Raw genomic sequence first — 23,167 nt, 5'->3', positions numbered from 1 at the left:
TTATACTTAGACACAAGTTAAAAACTATTGAACGAATGGGGAGAGGTTTACATGCAACTCATAACATTCTTACATGAATTTATTAAACATCCGAAACATACTGGTGCCATTGCGCCAAGTTCAAAAATATTAGCAAAGAAAATGGTAGATGTAATTGATTTTAATAAAGCGAAATGCATTGTAGAGTTAGGTCCTGGTACAGGAGTTTTTACGAAAGAAATTATGAAGAGAAAGAAGAAGGAAACAATATTTCTTCTTATTGAAATTAATGAAGTGTTTTGCAAAGAGCTAAAGAGAAAATTTAAAGATGAGCAGAACGTCATTGTTGTACACGGTTCAGCTGAAAATATAAAGAAGTATATGGAAGAGTTCAATATGGAATGCATTGATTACGTCTTATCAGGATTGCCTTTTACTTCTTTACCAGAAGAAGTTTCAAAACGTATTTTAAACAATGCAATGGAAGCGATACATGAGAATGGGGAATTCATAACATTTCAATATTCACTTGTGAAAAAAGGCTTTATACAGCATTTCTTCCCTGAAATTACATTAGAAAAAGTGTGGCTCAATTTCCCGCCAGCTTACGTCTTTAGCTGTAAAAAAGAGCTAAGGAGAGCATATGCATAATGGAATTACATGAATTATTATCATACATTGAACAGTACGGGTATTGGGCATTATTTTTCTGTTTATGGTTAGGAATTATCGGTATGCCAATTCCTGATGAAATGATTGTGATGAGCGGTGGTTTCGTATCTTCATTAGGTATATTAAGTGTTATTCCTGCGTTTTTATTAACATATTTAGGTGTTGTATCCGGGCTTTCTTTAGGTTATATACTAGGGAAAATATTTGGGACAAAAGTACTCCATAAATTAATGAAAAAGAAGAAGGCGAAGTATTTTATAAAATCACAAGAAATGGTCGAGGCATACGGACATTACGCACTAATTACGAGTTATTTCATACCGGTTGTAAGACATATCGTGCCGTATTTAGTTGGAATGAATAACATGTCATTTAAGATGTATGCTTTGTATTCTTATACGACAGGATTTGTTTGGACACTCGTTTACTTTGTGCTCGGCTCATTATTTGGACAACACATTAACAAGATTGTAGCGATCGCGATAGAGTATGGCGTGTATTTTGGCGGGCTTGTTTTTGTTATTGCGAGTGGTGTTTATGTGTATAGGCAAAGAAGAAGTACAGTGATGAGTAAGTAGAATGAAGGTTTAGACTTATTGAGAGTAGTATAGAAGGGAGAGTTATTTTGTAGAATAACTCTCCCTTTTAGTGTAATAGCTCCTTATCACTTACATTAGGCTTTGTCTGAAATACGGTTATATAAAGTGTTAATAGGATTGTATTGATCAGATTAGCTAATATCGTCATAAAATCACTTGATGGAGTGATTAGAACGAAGATTGAAAGTATGGCAGAAGCTAGTGGAATGAACTTTTGTAAGGCCGTGATTTCTCCACCTTTGTGAAGTTGCCAGGACATAAAGAAGGCAATTAAGAAAATAAAGGATGTAAATATTAAACCTAAGTATCCCCAGCCATCTTCAATATACCAAGGCAAAAAGCTCATTCTTGATGTGAAAATAAATAAATTGAATACTAACGTGCTAATGATTAACGTATTTAAAATAGTGATATGTATCTGTTTCTTCATTTGAATTATACTCCGGAATTTATTTTATTGACTTAGTTCTTGCAACTCTTTGTCTTTAAAGTGATTAAAATTGTTTTTGTCTATTGTATAAACATCTCCTTTTATGAGGCCAGCTTTATATTGAGTATCTAAAAATTGAAGCTCTTTTTCCAAAATTTTGATACTTAGCTGAATACATTTCTCACGCTGATACTTTGGTAAATCATCACGGTGTTTTGGTTCTGTATGAGGATCTTTTGTATTATCAACACGAATGCCATAATTTAGTTCTAATACATCTACCTGTTTATATAGTTCATCCAACTCTTCTCTTTGCTTCATGATTGAATGTACTTCTGAGCGAGTGATATTAGGGTTAGTTAATTTGAAATGCGCAAGCTCCGCCGCGTAACTTTCAGTTTTTGAGCCTGTATTTGCAAGAACAACAGTTGATAATCCAAGTAGTAGGCCAAGGGATAACGTTGTAATCATTATTTTTTTCATATCCTTTTATTCCTTTCATTATTTCGTATAAATAAAATATTTTTATTGAGATGTTTTTGCCATTTCCATAAATCGTTGTTCAATTTCATCTAGTTCGAATGAATGGCATATTCTACGGTCTTCTTTATCTAAAATTCTATAATGTTGAGATAAAATATTTTGTTGTATTTGATAACCGTTTAATTCTTTTATTTGTCGCCACCACACTTTTCCTCCTAAAGTTTTCGGGAAGTTTGTATTGTAATGTGTAAAAGCGATTGTTTTTATAATCTCATTCACATCATCCCCAAATGTCATCTGGACTGTATCGCTCTGCTCAAAGAGTGTTACGACACAAACAGCACCTGACCATGTTAGTGTGCGTCTTCCTTTTTCAATGTCCACTAATGTTTTCTTCGATAAACCAATAATTTCTGACATTTTATCTTGTGATAAATCATTTTCAACACGGATGAGTTTTAATTTTGAATTAACGAGTTCAATAAATTCTTGTTTATTCATCATGCAGCTCCTTTTTTAACACAGTGTAAAATTACACTATAAGTGTAATTTCGTCAATGACGGTGTAAAAAATTACTTTTTATTGTTTTGATCTTTCTAATTAATATTTCACTTCTAGTTTAAGAAAATGTTAAGAAACCGTACGAGTTTTTATTAAGAAATAAGCTCTATACTTAGAAACATCTTAAAGAAAACATAATGAAAGGCGGAATATAGATGAAAAGATTTATTTTTGGAGCATTACTTGTTATTGTCGCAGGGGCGGCATATTTATTAAATGGAAGTAAGTTGCTAGATCAGATGAACCCATTTCTTGATATAGAGAATCATTATGCAATTATTGATACGGATGGAAAAGAGTTAGGTGGAAATAAAGGCCGTGAATATACGGTGAAAGCTTACGATAAGGATGGGAAAGAAAAAGAAGTAACGATTGATGGAGTAGGTGAATTACAAAAAGGTTCGTACTGGCATGTGCTTACAAGAGGACAGTTTTTACATGATAAAGTGCAAGTAACGATAGATAAAATTCCTGACGGTGCAAAGGCAAAGTTAGGACTGTAAGTATAAACCCGATTCTTGATGAGAGAATCGGGTTTGTTATTTTATGGTAACATGTAGAAGGGGAGTGAGAGTTATGCTACTCATTGTTAGTCTTATATTAATTGGGGTTATGTGTAGTATGAGAATAGTATCCTTACATATGATAGAGCGGCAAAAGATAGAAGAGCGATATGTATATTGTCCAAAATGTGATTCGAAAATTAGAAAAGGAAATTCTGCTCCTTTTTGTTCGAAATGTAATGTAATATTTTAAAGAAGATAAAAAGGCAAAACGAACATACTTCGGTTCGTTTTGCCTTTTTTTTATAAGGAATAATACTAACTTTCCATTTTCCACTGATAACTTCTATAGTGACCTCCACAGGAATAGTGGATTTTTTTAATAAAATCAATTTTAATCATTTTATTTTGGAGCTACAGACGTTGAAACATAAAATTGTTACTTATTAGTATCTATAACACTTTAAAGTGCGTACTTTTTATTGGGTCTTAGATGAGACATAATTACATACGTAAGAGGGACATGAGTAATATGAAACTACAAAGTATCTATGTTTTTTTAATAACTATCGTGCTTTGGAGTGCATACTTCTCTGACTGTTCGAACCCTTTATATCGCTTTTGATCAGTCATTCCTTTTCACATTAATTGATATCCATTCATTATTTTTAAATAGATTTTAGGAGGAGATTTTAAATGAAAGATTTATTAAAAGGCACACTTGGTTTTGGTACGGCACCACTAGGTAATATGTACCGTAATATTCCAGAAGAAGAAGCAATCGCAACAGTGGATGCTGCTTGGGATAATGGTGTTCGTTACTTCGATACAGCGCCACTTTATGGATCTGGTTTAGCAGAGATTCGTCTTGGTGAAGCACTATCGAAACGAAATCGTGATGATTACTTCTTAAGTACAAAAGTAGGTCGAATTATTTCAGATGAATTGGAAGATCCATCTACACGTGATTTAGGTGAAAAGGGCGGACTATTCGAATTTGGTCGTAAAAATAAAATCATCAATAACTATAGTGCGGATGCAACTCTTCGTTCTATTGAGGATAGTTTAAAACGTTTAAAAACAGATCGTCTAGATTTTGTTTATATTCATGATGTAGCACAAGATTTTTATGGAGATGAGTGGATTTCACAATTTGAAATTGCTCGAACAGGAGCATTCCGTGCACTTACTCAATTGCGTGATGAAGGTGTAATTAAAGGCTGGGGCCTTGGAGTAAACAAAGTAGAATCAATTGAACTTATGCTGGACTTAGAAGAAGCAAAACCAAATGTTTCTTTACTAGCGGGTCGCTATTCATTATTAGACCATGAGCGTGCGTTACAACGCGTAATGCCTGCAGCTGTAAAAAACAATATGGACATTGTTGTTGGTGGACCATATAGCTCAGGTGTACTTGCTGGAGGTGCTCACTTCGAATACCAAAAAGCGTCACCAGAAATCATTGCAAAAGTTAATAAAATGAAAAACCTTGCAGATCGTCATGGAATTAGCATTAAAGCTGCTGCTTTACAGTTTTCACTGGCTAACCCAGCGGTTACAGCTGTTATTCCTGGTGCAAGTAAACCGGAACGAATTGCAGAAGACCAAGCTGCATTGAAAACAGTGATTCCGGCAGCGTTCTGGGAAGAAATGCGTGAACAAAAACTAGTTGCAGCTCATGCACCACTACCAATTAACGTTAAATAAAAAGGAGCGTAATGAAAATGGCAAACACTATTACATCTATTAAAATTCCAGCTTCACCTGAACAAGTATGGAAATTAATTGGAGGTTTTGATGCACTTCCAGATTGGTTACCGTATATTCCTAGCAGTAAAGTAACGGAAGGCGGGCGTGTACGCCATTTAGCTAATCCTGATGGCGATGCGATTGTAGAGCGTTTAGAAGCATTTAATGAGAAAGAGCGCTACTACACATATTCAATTATGCAAGCACCGTTCCCTGTGACAAACTATTTATCTACAATTCGTGTGAAAGAAGGTAAAGATGCTAACACATCATTAGTTGAATGGTCTGGTAGCTTCACTCCTGTAGCGGTTACTGATGAAGAGGCAATTAATCTATTCCATGGAATTTATAAAGATGGTTTAGAGGCATTACAACAAGCATATTTAGGTTAATCAATTTATTAAACATTTGAAAGTCTGCAGTGTAACAACTGCAGGCTTTTTTATGATTATTAAATTTCTTTTTTAAGAAAATATTAAGAAACCCCGTCACTATTTGTTAAGAAAATGTATCTATACTGAATTCTGTTGCTTAAAGAGAACATCAAGAATCATAACAGGAGGTACAGATAGATGAAAACAATGTTAGAGGCGAAAGGGATTTCGAAAATATATGATACAGGCGGGAATACGTTTGAAGCGTTGAAAGATATTCATTTACAGGTAAAAGAAGGAGAGTTTGTCGGTATTATGGGACCGTCTGGTTCTGGTAAGACGACACTTTTAAATGTCCTTTCTACCATTGATACAGCTTCAAAAGGTGAGATTTTAATTGATGGAAAAGATATTGTGAAGATGAATGATGATGAATTGGCGCTATTTCGTCGTAATCATTTAGGATTCATTTTTCAAGATTATAACTTGTTAGATACGTTAACAGTACGAGAGAATATTGCACTGCCACTCGCTTTATCAAAAGTGAAGGCGAAAGAAGTAGAATTACGAGTCGAGACGATTGCGAAGAAGTTTGGAATAGATCATATTTTAAATCAATATCCGCATGAAGCATCAGGTGGACAAAAACAGCGCTGTGCAGCATCAAGAGCGATTGTAACAAATCCAAGCATGATTTTTGGGGATGAGCCAACGGGTGCACTTGATTCAAAGTCAGCGACAGATTTATTAGAAAGCATGAAAACATTAAACGAGAAAGATCGTGTAACAATTTTAATGGTAACGCATGATGCATTTGCGGCAAGTTATTGTAAACGTGTTGTATTTATTAAAGATGGCAAGTTATATAAAGAATTACACCGCGGGGGTATGACACGCAAACAATTCTTCCAACAAATTATTGATGTGATGTCTTCCATATCTGGAGGTGCTACAAATGAACTTATCTAGCATTGCACTTCGGAATATAAAACGAAATTTTAAAGATTATTTTATATACTTTGCGTCTATGATTTTTAGTATTGTCATTTATTTTACGTTTAAGGCGTTGCAATACAATTCACAAATAAGTGAAGCTGGAGATAACATAGGACGAGGATTCCAGCTTGCGAGTGTAATGCTTATTATTTTCGTTGCTATATTTATTATATATTCGAATGGTTTCTTTACACGAAAGCGTAAGAAAGAAATAGGTCTTTATTCTTTACTTGGTATTCGAAAGAAAGAAATAGGTAAAATGCTTTTTTATGAAAACATGTTAATGGGGTTATTATCGTTAGTAATCGGAATTATAATAGGTAGTTTACTTTCAAAAGGGTTCCTGAATTTACTTGTAAATATGATGGAGTTAGGTGTAAAAGTTCACTTTGAAGTACCGATTGGAGCGGTTATAGATACAGCAGTTATTTTTTGTTTCATTATTTTATACACATCGTTTAAAGGGTACCGCGTTATTTATCAATTTAAGTTAATTGAGCTATTCCGTGCAGATAACGAAGGCGAAGTCATGCCAAAAGGTTCTAAAATAATGGCTATCATTTCTATATTATTAATTGGATCAGGGTATTTCTTATCAGTAACGGCTATTAAAAATGCAAACAGTGATAACTTTATGCCACTTGCTCTTTACATTTTATTAGCAACAGTACTTGGAACATATTTATTATTTATGTTCTTTACAGTCTTTGTATTAAAAAGAGTGCGAAACAAAAAATCTTCATTCTATAACGGAATGCAAATTGTGACGACATCTCAGTTACTATACCGCATTAAAGGAAATGCGAAATCGTTAGCGACGATTGCAGTATTAAGCGCAGTAACGTTAACGGCGGTTGGAACTTCTGTTACGATGTATTACAACACATACATGCAAGCAAAAAAATATAAGCCAGTTAGTTATTCATATGAAGTGAAAGATAATCATGTGGATCGTAAAGTGAATGAGATTTTAAAAGAAGAAAAGAATGAAGTCATTCATCAATATGAGTTAGAGACAGTAAAAGTGATAGGTGAATACGGTGATAATATTTCAAATAAAGATAGTTTACATGCAAGAACAACTGAAATTATCGCACAGTCAGCATTTAATAAAATTGCAAAGTATTTAAATGAAGAAACTGTGTCTTTAAAGAAGACAGAAGCGTATGCATTTGATGGCATGTACAGTGAAGGGAAGAGGGATAGTGGCGTATATAAAAATCGAGAAGCTATCTTCCCAATTGGAGAAGTAGCACCAGTACAAGTGAAAGATGTACAAGCAAAAAATATTACAAACTTATATGAACTTCTAGTTGTCGTTCCGGATGAAGTGTATGAGCAAGCGAAGAAGGCAATTGGAGCTCATACTGTGAAAAATATTGATGTGAAAGATGAAAGAAATAGTAAAGTGTTAACAGAGAAATTAAAGAAAGTAATACCGGAAGAAGATGCAGAAGGAAGAGAACAATTCAGTGATTTCTATACTATTTTCCGTGATGGTATTGAAATATCAGGTTTAATGATGTTTAGTGGTATGTTCTTAGGACTTGTATTTTTACTTGCAACAGGATCTATCATTTACTTCAAACAATTAACAGAAGCACATGCAGACCGTGAACGGTACATCGTTCTTGGAAAACTCGGTGTTACGAAAAAAGAAATGAAAAAGGCAATCGCAAAACAAATGAGATTTATCTTCTTCACTCCTTTAGTACTTGGTATATTACACACTTTATTTGCGCTGAAAGGATTAGCGACAGTTATTCCATATGAAATTGCAGTCCCGTTGTTAATTAGCATTGGCGTGTATAGCGTTATTTATATTGGTTATTATTTGTTGACGGTTCGTGCTTATTTTCGGATTGTTAGTAAATGAAAAAATCCCGTGTTGAGTTTGGACACGGGATTTTTTGTTTATTTAATACTAATAAACAAGGTAGATATTACACTTAGTTTACGATATCTTTTTGTATGAATATATTGTAATTCATTTTGAGTGATTATGAAATAGAAAATCGAAAAGTGTCGATAAAGAGTCGGAATAGATATTTTTTCTTTAAAACCTTATGTTCTTTAGTTGAGTTTCTTTCTAGAATTCATTAGATTTTTAATGAAAGTAAGTAGCGCTAATTAATAGATAGTATAAAATACAATATAGAAATAACTAGGATTTTATATAGAGCAATATATATAAGAAATGCTTACTACGTATTTCTTAAGGGTTTTAAAGAAGATTAGTAGAATGTGCTTAGTAATTCAGCTATGCTTTTTTATCATCCAAAATATTGTAGTGATTTTAATTGGAAAGGGAGCATGTTAATGGAGACACAAATCGTTATTGGAGTACCTGGTTTATGGAAAGATAGAACAGAATTAATACAAGAAGTTGTGAGTAAAAGTAACTATATGTTAGCAGGGAATAGTATGCACCATAAGGAGAAGGAGATTGGCTTTGAAATCGATATATATGAACAAGATCCTTCTTTGAGAGAGGCTTTCTTCTATGCAAGTGGTGAGCGTTTTGATGAAGAATTGCTTCGGGATTTGGAGAAGCATACTTATACAGTGTATGTTATTGCAAAAGTTGACGATACAGAGAGGTTACAAGAAGTAATTGATGTAGGAATGGAACTTTTAAATGCAGGTGGACTTGCTTTAAAAGTTGAAACAGCAGGTGTAGCTTATTCAAAAGAAGAATGGCAAGAGCTTGCAGAGGATAAGGAAATCTTCCCTATGTATTCACATCTTGTAACTTTAGTTGGAGATGAAGAGGACGGTTATTATTCATGTGGAATGCAAGCATTTAATCTACCAGACGTTGTTTTAGACGGAGGAATAGAGCCGGAAGTAGCTGTAGATTTATTAAATGATTTTAACCTACATAATATATTGGAAAAACCTAATTTGAAAGATGGAGATACAATTAACTTCACAGAAAATGCTCCTGTGTATCATCTATCTCATTATATAGATAATCGTTATGAACAAGAGGATTCATTTTATAATCCGTGCGGGTTATGGAAGTTAGAGCGTGCTTCAGCAAAGAAATCTATATTTCAAAAAATGAGGAGTATGCTAAGAGGATGAAGAAATGCATAAAAGAGCAACTACGCATATGTGAAAAATATGGGGCGGAGTATGTAGAATACCAGATAACTTTAAGTTAGGAATAGCGCAAAATGTGAAAAGTGGTACCGTTCCAATTAATGGGTTACGAATGCCTGTAGAAAACGGAACGACAGGTTGGTACATTTGGGCTGGTGAAGAAATGGGGACAGAAGAAGATTTCTTTCTTCCTTTACACGTTCAACATATTGATGAATGGGCACCTGAAATAAAGAAGTATTTAGGGTTACCATCTGGTTGGAGATTTTTAATTGCTGGAGATTACGAGGACGTGTGGTATGATCCGAATTTGCTTGATGAAGATTTAGAAGAGGATTTAGATGCATGGGAAGAAAATATGCTACAAGAGCATGGATGGTACATGCATAGCATATTAGCAGAAGATATTGATGGTATACATGCTAATTATCATATGCATGGTCTAAGAGATAACTTTAATCATCAAGATTTATAAAAAATATTAAATATAGATTCTGAAGTTTTTCAAGTAACAGATTGAGAGTTTTTATTACTCAATGAAAGAGGAATTTTTTCAGCTGCATGAGAGCACGGTAAATGTTAGATAATATTAATGAAAAGGTGATAAATGTGCAAAAAGATATTTTAAGGTTATTAGATAGAAAGCAAAGTAAGTATGAATTTCCTATCTTAGATAATGAAAATATGGATATTTCACAAGTGAAATTCTCTCTTTTCTTTAAAGAGAATCAGGATTGGTTAATGGTGTTTCAATTTGTTGGTACAGGTTCATTAGGTGTATTTAATGATATTCAAGTATATGGAGATAGTATTACTCATTCAATGGGTGATGATGGCATTTTGCAATTAAATGATGGCGATTATGAGTTGTTTGATGATGAAGGTGAATTTATACTGGATATTTATAACGGCAGTTTAAAGATTCGTGAGCATCATTTTGAATATCAATTTACAGAAGAAGATTATGCGAATAATGGAATAGAAGTACAAACGACAGAGCAGTATCCAACATACTTCATGCGTATGCTTGCTACTAATGATGAAGCTAAAGAATTATTATGGTGGGATAAAGAAGAAATTTTAGAAGAGTTTGGTTTAGAAGGCGACTGGCAAGTAGCCTATGAAACGGAAGAATGGAAACATGTTGAAGAAGAAAAAGTAAGTGAAAATGAATTCTTCCAATCAGTAGCCGCTGCAATAGAGAAGAAAGATTCAAGTGTTATTGTGAATAAAAATGCTAATACGCATTGGAAAAATTGGGTAGAATTTGATTGTGACTGAAAAGGATAGGAGAAAGAATAACAAATGAAAAGAAGAAGAAAATCCGGAGAAAAAGTACAGATGAATCGTTTTAAACTTCCTTTATGCTACGGAAGTGAAGCGCCATATTATTACGAGGTGGCGCCTCATGAAAGAGAGGGACGGTTCCATTTAACATCAGATCTTTGTGTAATGGATGATGAACATTATTTTATTAGAGGATGTTTAGAGATTCCTATAATTGATTATCACGAAAATTTCATTTGGACTGTGTGGGCATCACTTAGTAAAGAAAGTTATGATGAAGTATTAGAGAAGTGGGATGAAAGAGGCCGAGAAAATAGTGATCCTTACTTTGGTTGGTTATCTGTAGAAATACCAGTTTATCCAGAAACACTAAATTTAAAAACAAATGTACATATAAGAGAAGTAGGAATGGCGCCGTATGTTGAATTAGAGCCAACCGAGCATCCTTTAGCGATCGAACAAAGAAATGGAATTACTTTGGAGAGAGTTAAAGAAATACAAGAAATGATTCAACAACATAACTAGATTAGAAGAGAAAAAACGAGTGATAGCACTCGTTTTTTCTTATACAACCGCAGGATTATAAATCATCGTAAAGTGTCCTTGTAACAATTCAATATGACACGGTGTATGAAGCGAACTTTCGCCATCTGTATCTACTTCTTTTTCTTCTTTTGTTTCAATATGAATGGATTTCGCCTTTACATGGAAAATATCATTTTCATTTGAGTCTTCAAATAGTTTCTTTCCGATATAATCTTTAAACGCTTGAATGCCTGTTGACTTGACTACGAAAATATCAAGTGTACCGTCATCACATTTTACGTTCGGAATAAAGGAAGGAATACCACCAAGATATTCACCGTTTCCAACCATAACAAGGACAGCTTCGTCTTCATATACTTGTCCGTCATAAGTGATTTTTACTGGGAATGTTTCAGCATTTTTTACAGTTCGAATTGTGCTTAAGTAGTAGCCGATTTTTCCAAGCTTTGCTTTTTCTTCTGCATCGATATTATTTGATACTTCAGATACGAGACCAATGCCCCAGAAGTTTAAGAAATGTTGTCCATTTGCTTTTGCAACGTCAACTGGTTTTACGTGTTCCTTTGTGATAAGTTTTGCCGCTTCTGCAATGTTTTGTGGAACACCAAGTGTGCGCGAGAAGTCGTTGCAAGTTCCGCCTGGAATAATTGCAAGTGTAGGTCTAGTTTCAAGAGGGGCTAAGCCGTTTGTGCATTCAAATACAGTTCCGTCACCGCCAAAGACGATAATTAAATCTACTTTACTAGCAAACTCCTGACAATATTTTGTTGCATCGCCTTGTTTTTTCGTATGAAGGATACGTAAGTCAGGAAAATTTGCCGCAAGAGGTGGTACGATTTTCGCCAAATTTGTATGTAAGTCGCCTTGTCCAGCTTTTGGATTTACGATGAGGAGTACCTTTTCAAATTTTGTCTTTGTCATTTTTATTCTCTCCCTTTGTCTTTTACGAATTGTGATAGAAAATAAACTTCCATCAGTAATTGATGGAAGTTTACCCCGCTTAACGGGCAGTAAGACTCCCACCTCAAATTTCGCCGAATACGAGGAAGTCAGGTGGGAGATTAACTGCCCGTAAAAGCCCGATTGGTGAAGGCTAATAATCAGTGGGAGAAAAAAACCACTGATTAAAGTTTCACTTTATTTTATTATATTACTCCGTTACAACTGAAGCGATAAATGGTAAGTTACGATATTTTTCTGCGCAGTCGATGCCGTAGCCAACGATAAATTCGTCTGGAATTTGGAAGCCAACATATTCAGCTTTTAAGTCCACTTTACGGCGTTCAGGTTTATCAAGTAACGTACAGAATTTCAATGCTTTTGGTTTGTGCATGAAGAAGTGATCTTTTAAGAAGTGAAGTGTTAAACCAGAATCGATAATGTCTTCTACGACAATTACGTTTTTTCCAGTAATGTTTACATCGATATCTTTTAATAGTTTTACTTTTCCAGTTGTTTCTGTTTGATTTCCGTAGCTAGATGCAGAGATAAAGTCGATTGTTACTTCGTTTTTAATGTGACGAATTAAATCAGCAGCAAATACGAATGAACCTTTTAATACGGCGATAACTACGATTTCTTCTCCTTCAAAGTCACGCTCGATTTGAAGTGCTAGTTCTTTTACTTTTGCTTGTAATTGTTCTTCAGAAATTAAAGTGTCTTTTATTTCAATTTTCATTTGAATCCTCCTACAGTGTAAAACTTGTGAACATTTCGACTGTAAAGGATAGAAAGAAAAAAGTCAAAGAAGACATAAGGTTTTTACAAAAATCCCCACAAAATAGTCAGATGATATGATATACTGATTACATTAAGAAAACGCTTCCACAAAGGGTGATTATGATGAAAAAGAAACAGTATACAAGTGTAACATTTATAAAAGCATTGCTTTTAACAATTGTTCTTGGTATGTTGGCTTACATAATTGATGTACCTGCAATTCGCATTTCACTAATTGGAATGACTTTAGTATTAGGCGCAATTTCCCACGGTATGATATCACAGCTCAAAGAAGCTGGACTTGATAATATGAAAAATCATATAGATAAGAATTAAGAAACCTTCACGTATATATAGTGAAGGTTTTTTCGTTTCTTACAAAACTGTAAGGTAGTTGTAAGACAAATCGATAGTTGCATAATAGTATTTTGGATAAACTAAGGGTGTAAGGTAAAAGGCAAGCATATTTTAGGTAAATTAAGTTTTAGGTACTCTATATGTGAAGAAGGAGTAGGAGGGCATGGAGAAACGTTGGACAACCTTTTCTTTTTTAGCGACTAGTAACACCGTAATGCTAGCTGGAGAAATGGATTTTTTGCACTTGTTTGATCGTAAAGACGATCATTCTTCTTCGCAATTTACAATGAAATGGCGTAAATGGAGCGAAAGTTGTAGATTGGAAGAAGAGGCCCCTAACGAAGAGCAAAAGATTATTTTAACAAATCCTATTAAAGCGTGGGTTGTTCAACGTCGTAAGTGTAACGTCAAAAATCACTTCAAGAAAACTGAGCCGAGACAATTAGTTATCGCTCCGGCCCGCTCTACTTCTGAAACACGCGAAAGTAACATGTAAATATTGAGACACGCACCCAAAAAAACATCGTATATATTGCGATGTTTTTTTATTTTTTACAATGAAATCTTTAAATGAAATATATTTCATCTGCATCTTATATTTATATCTCTTGTTTATTCTAGTGATACATCCGATGCGAAGTGATGTAAAACGTATAAGAGGAGAGAGATAAAATGAAAAAGAAACTATTACCAATCTGTGCAATGGCACTTTTAACAGTAGGATATTCTTCAGTAGCAAGTGCGGATACTGGAACAGTAACAAAGGAAGAAGCAGCGCAAGTGCAACAAGATAAAGCTAAAAAAGAAGAAGCAATTAAGGCGCAGCAAAAAAATGAAGAAGAGAAAAAGCAAGCGGCACAAGTACAAGAGAAAAGTGATATGGCTAAAAAAGAAGCTGCGATAAAAGAGCAACAAAAGAATGAAGTAAGGAAAAAAGAAGAGGCACAAGTAAAACAAAAAAATGATGCGGCAAAAAAAGAAGTAGCGAAGCCAATTGTAAAAGGTGAAAAATTACCAAATACAGCATCTAATAATGTAGCAATGATGGGATTAAGCGCATGTCTCGTAGCGGTAGGTACATTATTTGGTTTGAATCGTCGTAATAAAGTTAAGGCGTAAATAAAATATTGTCCTATAAAGAATGGGATAATTTCATATATTAAAAATGGTAGGTTATTCCTACCATTTTTTGCATGGAGGGATGAAACATGAAGTTACTCAATTATATCGGTATCATATTGATGGCCATAGGGCTATTCATGGGATCATATTACGCTGTGGAATGGTATAAAGGAAAAAGCTCTGCGCAAGAATTAACGGCAGAAGAAATAAAGAAACTTAAAAATATACAAGATACTCAACTTTCTCATGAAACACCTGTAACTTCTCAAGTGCCTTCTTCTCAAATAGAACATAAAGAAGGAGAAAAAGTAGCAATGTTAAATATACCGAAAATAAAGAAGAAGTTTTCTATATATTGGGGAGCGAATGATGCAACGCTCAAAAAAGGAGTTGGTATGTTTGTTAGCGATTTAACGACAACGCCATCTGGAGGGGGACATACTGTATTAAGTGGGCATCGGGATACTGTATTTACAGATTTAGGAGAGTTGAAAGAAAAGGATACTCTTATTTTAGAGTATGATAATAAAACTTACACATATGAAATTCAAAAGACGTGGATTACCCATGCGGATGATCGTACTGTTATTATAAAAAAAGAAGAATCACTATTAACACTAACAACTTGTTACCCATTTGATTATATAGGAGATGCACCGGATAGATATATTATCGAGGCGAAGTTAACTGCTAGTTATTCAAAATAAAATTATAGTTTCTGAAGGCGAGAGGGGGATACATACGTTATGTCAAAAAACATTTTAATTGTTGAAGATGAAGATATATTACGTGAAATATTAAAGGACTATTTTTTAAGTGAACAATATGTAGTGTTTGAAGCAAGGGACGGGAAAGAAGCTTTAGTTGTATTTGAAGAAGAAGAGGTTGATTTAGTTATTTTAGATATTATGTTGCCGGAACTCGATGGATGGTCTGTTTGCCGAAGAATTCGGAAGACGTCCGAGGTGCCTATTATTATGTTGACGGCGCGCGTAGATGAAGATGATACGTTACTTGGTTTTGAACTTGGAGCAGATGACTATGTGACGAAGCCGTACAGTCCACCAATTTTATTAGCAAGAGCGAAACGATTATTAGAAAGTAGAAAAGCATCGAAGAAACCTTTAGAGAATGAAGATGATACGTTATCAATTCATGGTATCCACGTTCATTTTCCATCACGTACTGTTACTGTTGATGAGGTAGATGTTAGTTTAACGCATACGGAGTTTGAAATATTGGTGTATTTCATGAAAAACCAAGGGATTGTACTAACAAGGGAACAATTAATTTCAAGAATTTGGGGATACGAATTTGCTGGCGATGATCGAACAGTTAATAGCCATATTCGTAATTTGCGAAATAAATTAGGAGAGAAAGCAAAGTACATTACAACTGTAGTACGAACTGGATATAAATTTGAGGGGAATGTATGAGAAAAGGGATTGTACTAAAATTATTTACTCTCACAACAGCATTATGTATGTTAATTTTAGCGACGATATTTATTGGACAAACGATATTTTTCAAACAATATTATGCGAATCGAAAAGTAGAAGATATTAAAGTGAATTTAAATTCCTTTGAAAAGAATTATTTAAATTACGCAGGAAATGCAGAAGGAATTCAGAAACTGGAGCAAGACTTTTTTAGAGAAAATAATACGTGGATTACGACATTAGATCAGAATGGGAATTTAAAACATGTGGATGATTTTTATTTTGAGGTAACGATAGACCGTAGGAAACAAAAGGAGTTTGGACAACAAATATTCAAGATTCCCTTATACAATCTCGTCAATATAGAGGAGATTGATAATAAATCATCAGATCAGTTTTTAGGACAAATAATGTCTGTTTCTGGGATGAAACAAGAAGATAGTTTTATTCCATTCTCTTTCACGTTAAGTAAGCAAAATTTAAATGGATCTAATAAGCCATTAGAAAAAGCGTTTCAGGAGAAAATTAAATTAGATGAGGAGAAAAGGAGAGCAGCTGGGGAGCAACTTGTTAAGGAAAAGAAACCAGCTGTTCAGGAAGAAGCTGCTCAGGAATTAGGCTTTTACATAGAAGGACGTGTTACAAAAGTACAGCTCCCAGATGTAAAAGGTCCTGTGAATCCAATTTATAAAAATAGTATATTCTTGGATAACATAAAAGAATTTCAAGCTGATTTATTACTAAAGGAAAACAAACACATACAATATGCAACACAAACAATGGACTATGAAAAAAATGATATAAAATATAAATTATTAATCAAACCAATAAAAGAAAAAGACGGATCGGTAACATATATTTATGCAATGGCTTCTTTACAGCCTGTAGATGAAGCTGTGCAAATGGTGCAAGATTATTACATTTACATTGTTGCGTTTGTAGTCGTTCTTATATTTCTAGCTTCGTTCTATTACTCAAAACAAATCGCAAAACCGTTATTAAAAATAAATGATACGACCAAAAAAATAGCGCATTTAGATTTCACAGAAAAAATACCAATTACTTCAAAAGATGAAATTGGTGATTTATCGAAAAATATTAATACGCTATCGAATAAACTCCATTCGCATATTGGACAGCTAGAACAAGATATTGAAAAGGAAAGAAAGCTAGAAAAGACGCGGAAGGAATTCATTTCTGGTGTTTCGCATGAATTAAAAACACCGCTAAGTATTATGAAAAGCTGTATTTCTATTTTAAAGGATGGGGTAGCTGAACATAAAAAAGAGTACTATTTTCAAGCGATGGAACGAGAAGTAGATAAAATGGATACGTTAATTTTAGATATGCTTGAGTTAGCTAAATTTGAGTCAGGTACATATAAAATGAAAATGGATTCATTTTATATCGATACAGTAATTGAAGATATATGTGAACACCTTTCTGTAGAAATAGAGAAAAAAGAACTTCGTGTTCATAAAAACATAGGTCCATTTGAAGTAGTCGCAAATCAAGGCCGGATTGAACAAGTCATCGTGAACTTCATTACGAATGCCATACGTTATACACCGAATAAAGAGGATATTATTATTTCTACAATAGATGAGAAAAATCGTATAAAAGTGTGTATTGAAAATAAAGGTACTCATATTGAAGAAGAGCAATTAGATAAAATTTGGGATCGTTTTTATCGCGTGGATGCAGCGCGTCATCGTTCACAAGGTGGAACGGGGCTTGGGCTTGCCATTTCAAAGAATATTTTAGAACTACACGAAGCTGAATATGGAGTAAAGAATACAGAAGACGGTGTGTTATTTTACTTCTACTTACCGAAAAAAGCGTAGATCATACATGCTACGCTTTTTTTTAAGTTATTTTCATATTATCTTTACCTAATCTTTATTTTTAAGAGATATAATCTTGTTAGAAAAAGAGGTTATGTAAGGAGTAGATTAGCCATGAATAGCAATTTACTAGGTGTGATGGTATTTATTTTTCTTTGTGCATTTATTGTATTTATTATTGATATTACTCATTGAGAATTTTGATATAAAAAAGGGCGCTAGTTAAGCGCCCTTTTTGTTTGCATTTATTTGATAAGCATTGATGCTTTTGAATAAGCGTGGTGAAGTGATAAATAAAAATATAAGTAAAACTGTACATAGAATAAAAGAACCAAGCATTGTGCTGCCATTTACGATTAATGAATATAGCACAGCTGATTGACCTTTCGGTGCATATTGTCCCCAGAAAATAATACCGGCAATAAAGTGACAGAAGTAACGAGCTAGACTACCGATAAATGTAGCAACGATAATGAATCCAATTACTTTCTTTCCTTGGTTTTGTTTTGATGAAGGTTTATTTTTATGGCTACTTAAGTTTGATTGTTCGTTGCCATTCGCATTAGATGCTAAAAGTGCATTTTGAATTGGACGATAGAATAACCCGGCAAATCCGATAAAAGCAAAGGCAATGAAGTACTCAATGAATGCTTGAACTGGTGTTAAAATGTAGGCATCACCTACGACAATTTGTAATAGTCCCCAAACTAAACCACCTAAGAAAGCTGATTTAAAGCCCCAGCGGTAAGCAATAATAAAAATAGGAATCATAGCGAATGAGATAGAACCGCCTGTTGGAAGTTTAATTGATAATGGTAAAATGTCGATGACCATGGCGAAGGCTGCAAGAATAGCAGATTCGATCATCGCTTGTAAATTAGTGTTACGCATGTTGTCTCCCCCTAAATCCAAGTTGTACAAAAAAGAATAGATATCATAGGAGGATACGAAATACGTAAATAAAAATGAGGTATGTATTTCGGACGTTTGCACAATCCCTGCGTTAGCATTAACTAACAGGTTCGAAGGGTCGGAACGAAGTGTTCCCTCTCAGCGGCATGGCTCCCCCAGTGATAACGAGATTCTTTATTTGCTATTGTTTATTGTAAGCGAAATGGATGAGAATGGCAAATGAATACAGCATGACAATAATTGAAATACAATTGTAGCGAAATGTTAATAAATATGAAGCAAAAGGGTATAGTACAAGAGAAATTGGGTGTGGTATAATTTTTTTGAAAATAATTATCATTCTCTTCTGAGGGGGAAGGTTATGAGCTTAGTAGATATTAAAATTGGAGAGAAAGTGTTAGTAAAAAGCATTCAGTCTTTAGATCAGCTATTAAAGCGTAGACTAGCTGCTTTCGGTCTAGCGGAAGGAAGCGAACTTCGCCTGAAACAGAAAGCGATGTTTAAAGGTCCTTGTACATTGGAGTGTCGTGGACAGTTAATTAGTATTCGTCATTGTGACGCGAAAATGATAAAGGTGGAATTAGCGTGAATAAGGTAGCTTTGCTAGGGAATCCGAATACAGGGAAGACATCATTATTTAATGCACTTACTGGTTCTTATGAATATGTAGGAAACTGGAGCGGTGTAACAGTAGAAAAGAAGGTTGGTAAATTAAAAGATAAGCAAGGCACATTGATTGATTTACCAGGCGTTTATGATTTAAATCCAGTTTCACGTGATGAAGGTGTTGTAACAAACTTTCTATTAACAGAAGAATTTAATCATATGTTAAATATCGTAGATTCCTCGCAGTTTGAACGAAATATGCATTTAACGTTGCAGTTGCTCGAATTTGGCAAGCCAGTTTCAATCGGTTTAAATATGGTTGATGTGGCGAAGCAAAGAGGAATTGTGATCGATGTAAAACGATTATCAGAACTATTAGGTGTAACAGTCGTTCCTGTCGTTGCAAGAAGTGGAAAAGGCTGTGAAGAACTACTTGCGACTCTTAAAGAAAATGACAAAAACGAGAAAAAGCCATTCCTTATTTCATATGGTGTACAAATGGATAAAGGAATCGGAGAAGTAATAGCTCTTTTAGAGACAGCAAATTATGAGCATCCGAGATGGTTAGCACTTCAATTTTTAAGCAATAACGAAGTAGTAGAAAAAGAAATGAAAGCATTACCAATTTATAAGGAACTCATAGCCATTCGATCTCGCTTAGAAGGAAAACTTGATTGTACGTTAGAAGAGCACATTTACAAAACTCGTGAAGCGTATATTGAAAAGTTAAAAACAAATGTTATGAAGCATGAGAAAGAAGGGAAAATTCCTTTTTCAGAAAAAATTGATAGATTAATTACACATAAAATTTTAGGACTTCCAATCTTTTTAGCAGTTATGTTTTTTATTTTTCAGGTTACGTTTACTTGGATTGGTACACCTTTATCGGATATGTTAGATGAGTTTTTTGGTGGGCAGCTTACGGATTGGGTGACGGCTGGACTTACAAGTATTGGAGCTTCTGATTTTATTCAAGCACTCGTTACAGAAGGTATTATTGCCGGTGTTGGTGCTGTGTTAGTATTCGTTCCACAAATCTTTGCACTATTCTTTTTCATTTCATTATTAGAAGACTCAGGATATATGGCGCGAATTGCAGTTGTAATGGATAGAATTATGGAGTTCTTCGGCTTAAACGGTAAAGCTTTTATTCCGATGATTATCGGTTTTGGCTGTAACGTTCCAGGTATTATGGCAGCGAGAACGATTGAACAGGAGAAAGAGCGTTTACTTACAATTTTAGTAACACCATTTATGTCTTGTTCAGCACGTTTACCTGTATATGCATTATTTGCGGGAGTGTTCTTCCCTCATAGTCAGGCAACTGTTGTGTTCTCTTTATACGTTGCAGGGATTGTCCTTGCGTTATTAGTTACAAAAATAATGTCTCTTACTATTTTAAAAGCGGAAAAATCTATTTTCGTCATTGAACTACCGCCTTACCGCGTGCCACAAGCGAAAACGTTATGGCTTAGCACATGGGAAAAAGGGAAAGGGTTTGTTCGTAAAGCTGGTACATTCATCTTTGGTGGTTCGGTTGTCATTTGGCTATTAAATTATGCAGGTCCATCAGGATTTGGTGTTGATATGGGAGACAGTTACTTAGCGATGATTGGTGGATTTATCGCACCGCTATTTGCACCGCTAGGCTTTGGAACGTGGCAAGCTGCAGCATCCCTTTTAACAGGATTTTTAGCGAAAGAAGTTGTCGTTTCTACAATGGCGATTATTTATGCGGTTAAAGAAGATGTGCTTGGAAACGTAATGGGAGCACATTATACAGCATTATCAGCGTATGCATTTATGTTCTTTATTTTATTATACGTTCCATGCTTAGCGACAGTAGCTGTTATTAAACGTGAAACGGGATCAGCGAAATGGACGATTTTCTCAGTCGTTTATCCGCTCGTAGTTGCTTATGTATTAACGCTTATTATATACCAAGTTGGATCTTTACTCGGATTCTAAAAGGAGATGTATGATGATGGTCAATATTATAATTGGAGCTATCATTTTTGGCTATGCAGCATATACGTTAGTTAATTTCGCAAAGCGAAGTAAAAAAGGAAAATGCGCAGCATGTTCTTTAAATAAGTCATGCCAGTCGCAAACCTGTAGTCCGGATATGGAGCAAATTGCTCACAAGTAGAAAAAAAGCTTTGCGAATCTCGCAAAGCTTTTTTCTTACTTTTTAATTTTTACAAGTTGTGATGTTTCTACACCATTTTTGCCAGGGAATTCTTTACTCGGGTCCTTATCAAATTTTAATACACCCACCGATTTTTCTTCACCTTTTACATTGTTGTAAGTTGCATCATCAACAATCGCGAACATATCTGCGTATGCACGGCCACTTCCGATAATTGTGTTGCCTTCATATTTTAATTTCGCGCCATCAATTGTAGCATTTTCAATTTTGTTTTTTGAGAATAATACACCTTGTTCTGTTGTTACAGCTGGTAATTTATCAAGTGGTTTCGTGTCGTCTTTTGCATCCACTTTGCTAAGTAACTCTTTCTTCACTAATTCTTCACCAGTTTTTTTATCCATTACAAGAACTTTTTTATCTTCTAACGTTGTAAGTTTCATTTTATAGAAGTCTTTTTCTTTCACTTCTTTTTTGTTTTTATCTGCAATTTGTGTTACTTGCTCTTCTGATCCGTACAATACAAAGCCGTTTGCCTTTTCTCCTAATAAAGAACAACCTGATAATGCTCCGAATGAAATTGCTGCTGCTAATCCGATTCCTACTAATTTTTTCATGATGATTTCTCCTTGTCATATGTTTTATAGTAAATACAGTTTTTGTATTAGTTCTTACAGTTTGAGAAGCTTGTTTGTTGCTTCTGGTATTAGTGTATAAGAAATATCGGAACGTAACTATCGAGTTAGCTTACAGTAACATTACAATAATGTAATTTAGTGAAAGTAAATAAAAATAAGTCAATTTTAGAGGGTTTTAATGAGAATATATTAGGAAAACAATATTATATCTGGAATGTCATATTATATTGGCTATATTTTGGAAATAACATGTAAGGACATATTAGTTTTGTTATAATAAACACATAGGCTGTAAAATGAATATTCTTTACTGTAAAGGAAGATTTTTCAGTTTTCCAAGTAGTGAATTTGAAATATGAGGTATATCATAGGAGGAATTTGGATGTCTGTATTTAAACGATTAAGAGATTTAACAATGTCGAATGTGTATTCAATGATTGAAAAAGCGGAAGATCCAGTTAAGATGACGGATCAATATTTACGCGATATGCAAGCGGATGTACAAGAAGCTGAGAAGAGTGTAGCAGCTCAAATTGCACTTGAGAAAAAGTTCAAAATATTATTTGAAGAGCAAGAAGCACTTGTGAAAAAACGTGAAGAGCAAGCTCATATGGCTGTTCAAGCTAGTAACTTAGATCTTGCGCGCCGTGCACTAGAAGAAAAACAAAATGCAGAGCAAAAAATGAATGAGTATAAAGCAAGCTATGAGCAAAATAAAGCAGCTGCTGATAATCTTCGTGCAAAGTTAGAAGAAATGCGTAAGCAATTAACAGAGCTGAAAAATAAACGTGAAACACTTGTAGCACGTGTAAATGCAGCGAAAGCACAAAAGAATATTAATCAGGCGATGTCTGGGTTTGATTCAAATTCAGCAAAAGCTGGTTTAAGCCGTATGGAAGAGAAAGCTCTTCAATTAGAAGCTGAAGCAGAAGCAAGCGGTGAAGTTTACAAAAAAGAAAAGTCATTAGATGATGAATTCGCAAGCTTAAACAAAAATTCTGCTGTTGACGATGAATTAGCTCGTATTATGAAGCAGTATGAGAAATAATATAGAATAGAGACAAATGAACCGACATGTCTAAACAAATTCATGTCGGTT

The 23,167-nt window shown here is 34.3% G+C and carries 28 protein-coding genes, 1 pseudogene and 1 riboswitch; of the genes and pseudogenes, 22 read left to right on the top strand and 7 right to left on the bottom strand.

Features of this window, described 5'->3' with window-relative positions; genetic code table 11:
• The first annotated feature begins 51 nt into the window (after nucleotides 1-51).
• Together JDS98_RS10960 and JDS98_RS10955 are read left to right on the top strand one after the other, a co-directional pair.
• A complete protein-coding gene (locus tag JDS98_RS10960) occupies nucleotides 52-630 on the top strand; it encodes a class I SAM-dependent methyltransferase (RefSeq protein WP_098911449.1) in 579 nt (192 codons plus the stop codon).
• Nucleotides 630-1,229 (top strand): DedA family protein, encoded by a 600-nt coding sequence (locus JDS98_RS10955; RefSeq protein ID WP_098911448.1) that lies wholly within the window; start codon nucleotides 630-632, stop codon nucleotides 1,227-1,229. The genes JDS98_RS10960 and JDS98_RS10955 overlap by 1 nt, the downstream gene beginning before the upstream one ends.
• 67 nt (nucleotides 1,230-1,296) lie before the next feature.
• Here JDS98_RS10955 and JDS98_RS10950 read toward each other — a convergent pair whose 3' ends face one another.
• The 3 genes from JDS98_RS10950 to JDS98_RS10940 are packed head-to-tail and all read right to left on the bottom strand — an operon-like array spanning nucleotide 1,297 to nucleotide 2,664.
• Nucleotides 1,297-1,680: a hypothetical protein gene (locus tag JDS98_RS10950; RefSeq protein ID WP_098911447.1), complete on the bottom strand. Its 384-nt coding sequence runs from the start codon at nucleotides 1,678-1,680 to the stop codon at nucleotides 1,297-1,299.
• Nucleotides 1,681-1,704: 24 nt separating this feature from the next.
• Entirely contained in the window at nucleotides 1,705-2,163 is a 459-nt protein-coding gene (locus JDS98_RS10945) for a hypothetical protein (RefSeq protein WP_098911446.1), read from the bottom strand.
• Between the two features lie 42 nt (nucleotides 2,164-2,205).
• Entirely contained in the window at nucleotides 2,206-2,664 is a 459-nt protein-coding gene (locus JDS98_RS10940) for a helix-turn-helix transcriptional regulator (protein WP_098911445.1), read from the bottom strand.
• A gap of 216 nt (nucleotides 2,665-2,880) precedes the next feature.
• Between JDS98_RS10940 and JDS98_RS10935 the strand changes: the two genes are divergently transcribed.
• The 10 genes and pseudogenes from JDS98_RS10935 to JDS98_RS10890 all read left to right on the top strand — a co-directional run bounded on the left by JDS98_RS10935 (nucleotide 2,881) and on the right by JDS98_RS10890 (nucleotide 11,264).
• Nucleotides 2,881-3,228 (top strand): YxeA family protein, encoded by a 348-nt coding sequence (locus tag JDS98_RS10935; RefSeq protein ID WP_087970496.1) that lies wholly within the window; start codon nucleotides 2,881-2,883, stop codon nucleotides 3,226-3,228.
• Nucleotides 3,229-3,301: 73 nt separating this feature from the next.
• Nucleotides 3,302-3,481: a hypothetical protein gene (locus JDS98_RS10930; protein ID WP_087970497.1), complete on the top strand. Its 180-nt coding sequence runs from the start codon at nucleotides 3,302-3,304 to the stop codon at nucleotides 3,479-3,481.
• Between the two features lie 443 nt (nucleotides 3,482-3,924).
• On the top strand, nucleotides 3,925-4,935 hold the full coding sequence (locus JDS98_RS10925; RefSeq protein ID WP_199633885.1) for an aldo/keto reductase: 1,011 nt from the start codon (nucleotides 3,925-3,927) through the stop codon (nucleotides 4,933-4,935).
• Between the two features lie 17 nt (nucleotides 4,936-4,952).
• Entirely contained in the window at nucleotides 4,953-5,369 is a 417-nt protein-coding gene (locus JDS98_RS10920) for an SRPBCC family protein (protein ID WP_087970499.1), read from the top strand.
• Between the two features lie 180 nt (nucleotides 5,370-5,549).
• Nucleotides 5,550-6,320, top strand: coding sequence for an ABC transporter ATP-binding protein (locus JDS98_RS10915; RefSeq protein WP_098911443.1), 771 nt, complete (start codon nucleotides 5,550-5,552; stop codon nucleotides 6,318-6,320).
• Entirely contained in the window at nucleotides 6,307-8,223 is a 1,917-nt protein-coding gene (locus tag JDS98_RS10910) for an FtsX-like permease family protein (RefSeq protein WP_199632126.1), read from the top strand. The genes JDS98_RS10915 and JDS98_RS10910 overlap by 14 nt, the downstream gene beginning before the upstream one ends.
• Nucleotides 8,224-8,666: 443 nt before the next feature.
• Nucleotides 8,667-9,434, top strand: a complete 768-nt coding sequence (locus JDS98_RS10905; protein WP_142345856.1) for a DUF4261 domain-containing protein — start codon at nucleotides 8,667-8,669, stop codon at nucleotides 9,432-9,434.
• A pseudogene (locus JDS98_RS10900) lies at nucleotides 9,431-9,924 on the top strand (immunity protein Imm33 domain-containing protein); the annotation flags it as partial. The gene JDS98_RS10905 and the pseudogene JDS98_RS10900, both read left to right, overlap by 4 nt.
• A gap of 104 nt (nucleotides 9,925-10,028) precedes the next feature.
• A complete protein-coding gene (locus JDS98_RS10895) occupies nucleotides 10,029-10,733 on the top strand; it encodes a DUF7003 family protein (protein WP_142345855.1) in 705 nt (234 codons plus the stop codon).
• A 24-nt stretch (nucleotides 10,734-10,757) separates the two neighbouring features.
• Nucleotides 10,758-11,264: a DUF2199 domain-containing protein gene (locus JDS98_RS10890; RefSeq protein ID WP_199633884.1), complete on the top strand. Its 507-nt coding sequence runs from the start codon at nucleotides 10,758-10,760 to the stop codon at nucleotides 11,262-11,264.
• A gap of 39 nt (nucleotides 11,265-11,303) precedes the next feature.
• Here JDS98_RS10890 and JDS98_RS10885 read toward each other — a convergent pair whose 3' ends face one another.
• On the bottom strand, nucleotides 11,304-12,206 hold the full coding sequence (locus tag JDS98_RS10885; protein WP_087970505.1) for a diacylglycerol/lipid kinase family protein: 903 nt from the start codon (nucleotides 12,204-12,206) through the stop codon (nucleotides 11,304-11,306).
• Nucleotides 12,207-12,435: 229 nt separating this feature from the next.
• A complete protein-coding gene (gene hpt / locus JDS98_RS10880; RefSeq protein ID WP_000687583.1) occupies nucleotides 12,436-12,963 on the bottom strand; it encodes a hypoxanthine phosphoribosyltransferase in 528 nt (175 codons plus the stop codon).
• Between the two features lie 161 nt (nucleotides 12,964-13,124).
• Here hpt and JDS98_RS10875 point away from each other — a divergent pair, with 161 nt between their 5' ends.
• From JDS98_RS10875 to JDS98_RS10850, 6 genes are all read left to right on the top strand, one after another.
• Nucleotides 13,125-13,340, top strand: a complete 216-nt coding sequence (locus JDS98_RS10875) for a hypothetical protein (protein WP_002039823.1) — start codon at nucleotides 13,125-13,127, stop codon at nucleotides 13,338-13,340.
• A 184-nt stretch (nucleotides 13,341-13,524) separates the two neighbouring features.
• A complete protein-coding gene (locus tag JDS98_RS10870) occupies nucleotides 13,525-13,857 on the top strand; it encodes a hypothetical protein (protein ID WP_000415608.1) in 333 nt (110 codons plus the stop codon).
• 176 nt (nucleotides 13,858-14,033) lie between these two features.
• Entirely contained in the window at nucleotides 14,034-14,480 is a 447-nt protein-coding gene (locus JDS98_RS10865) for an LPXTG cell wall anchor domain-containing protein (protein WP_098911441.1), read from the top strand.
• Between the two features lie 89 nt (nucleotides 14,481-14,569).
• The gene (locus JDS98_RS10860) at nucleotides 14,570-15,190 is read left to right on the top strand and encodes a class D sortase (protein ID WP_199633883.1); all 621 of its coding nucleotides are present in this window, start codon (nucleotides 14,570-14,572) and stop codon (nucleotides 15,188-15,190) included.
• A gap of 39 nt (nucleotides 15,191-15,229) precedes the next feature.
• The gene (locus JDS98_RS10855) at nucleotides 15,230-15,919 is read left to right on the top strand and encodes a response regulator transcription factor (RefSeq protein WP_000041849.1); all 690 of its coding nucleotides are present in this window, start codon (nucleotides 15,230-15,232) and stop codon (nucleotides 15,917-15,919) included.
• Nucleotides 15,916-17,766: a sensor histidine kinase gene (locus tag JDS98_RS10850; RefSeq protein WP_098911440.1), complete on the top strand. Its 1,851-nt coding sequence runs from the start codon at nucleotides 15,916-15,918 to the stop codon at nucleotides 17,764-17,766. The genes JDS98_RS10855 and JDS98_RS10850 overlap by 4 nt, the downstream gene beginning before the upstream one ends.
• Nucleotides 17,767-17,988: 222 nt before the next feature.
• Here JDS98_RS10850 and thiT read toward each other — a convergent pair whose 3' ends face one another.
• Nucleotides 17,989-18,657 (bottom strand): energy-coupled thiamine transporter ThiT, encoded by a 669-nt coding sequence (thiT, locus tag JDS98_RS10845; RefSeq protein ID WP_097957392.1) that lies wholly within the window; start codon nucleotides 18,655-18,657, stop codon nucleotides 17,989-17,991.
• An 86-nt stretch (nucleotides 18,658-18,743) separates the two neighbouring features.
• A riboswitch (TPP riboswitch) is annotated at nucleotides 18,744-18,845 on the bottom strand.
• Nucleotides 18,846-19,039: 194 nt separating this feature from the next.
• Here thiT and JDS98_RS10840 point away from each other — a divergent pair.
• The 3 genes from JDS98_RS10840 to JDS98_RS10830 are packed head-to-tail and all read left to right on the top strand — an operon-like array spanning nucleotide 19,040 to nucleotide 21,433.
• The gene (locus JDS98_RS10840) at nucleotides 19,040-19,267 is read left to right on the top strand and encodes a FeoA family protein (protein WP_000060512.1); all 228 of its coding nucleotides are present in this window, start codon (nucleotides 19,040-19,042) and stop codon (nucleotides 19,265-19,267) included.
• Nucleotides 19,264-21,252, top strand: coding sequence for a ferrous iron transport protein B (gene feoB / locus JDS98_RS10835; protein WP_199633882.1), 1,989 nt, complete (start codon nucleotides 19,264-19,266; stop codon nucleotides 21,250-21,252). The genes JDS98_RS10840 and feoB overlap by 4 nt, the downstream gene beginning before the upstream one ends.
• A gap of 13 nt (nucleotides 21,253-21,265) precedes the next feature.
• Nucleotides 21,266-21,433 (top strand): FeoB-associated Cys-rich membrane protein, encoded by a 168-nt coding sequence (locus tag JDS98_RS10830; RefSeq protein WP_000989587.1) that lies wholly within the window; start codon nucleotides 21,266-21,268, stop codon nucleotides 21,431-21,433.
• Nucleotides 21,434-21,468: 35 nt separating this feature from the next.
• On the opposite strand, the gene JDS98_RS10825 is transcribed toward JDS98_RS10830, so the two are convergent.
• Entirely contained in the window at nucleotides 21,469-22,047 is a 579-nt protein-coding gene (locus JDS98_RS10825) for a lipoprotein BA_5634 family protein (RefSeq protein ID WP_087970511.1), read from the bottom strand.
• A 403-nt stretch (nucleotides 22,048-22,450) separates the two neighbouring features.
• On the opposite strand from JDS98_RS10825, the gene JDS98_RS10820 reads away from it, so the two are divergent.
• Entirely contained in the window at nucleotides 22,451-23,116 is a 666-nt protein-coding gene (locus JDS98_RS10820) for a PspA/IM30 family protein (RefSeq protein WP_000110297.1), read from the top strand.
• Nucleotides 23,117-23,167 lie beyond the last annotated feature (51 nt).

Origin of the sequence: Bacillus cereus group sp. N11 (assembly GCF_016483605.1) — a bacterium.
In the GTDB taxonomy this organism is placed as follows: domain Bacteria; phylum Bacillota; class Bacilli; order Bacillales; family Bacillaceae_G; genus Bacillus_A; species Bacillus_A toyonensis.
Note: the sequence above shows the minus strand (reverse complement) of the source record. Positions and strands in the feature narration are given on the sequence as shown.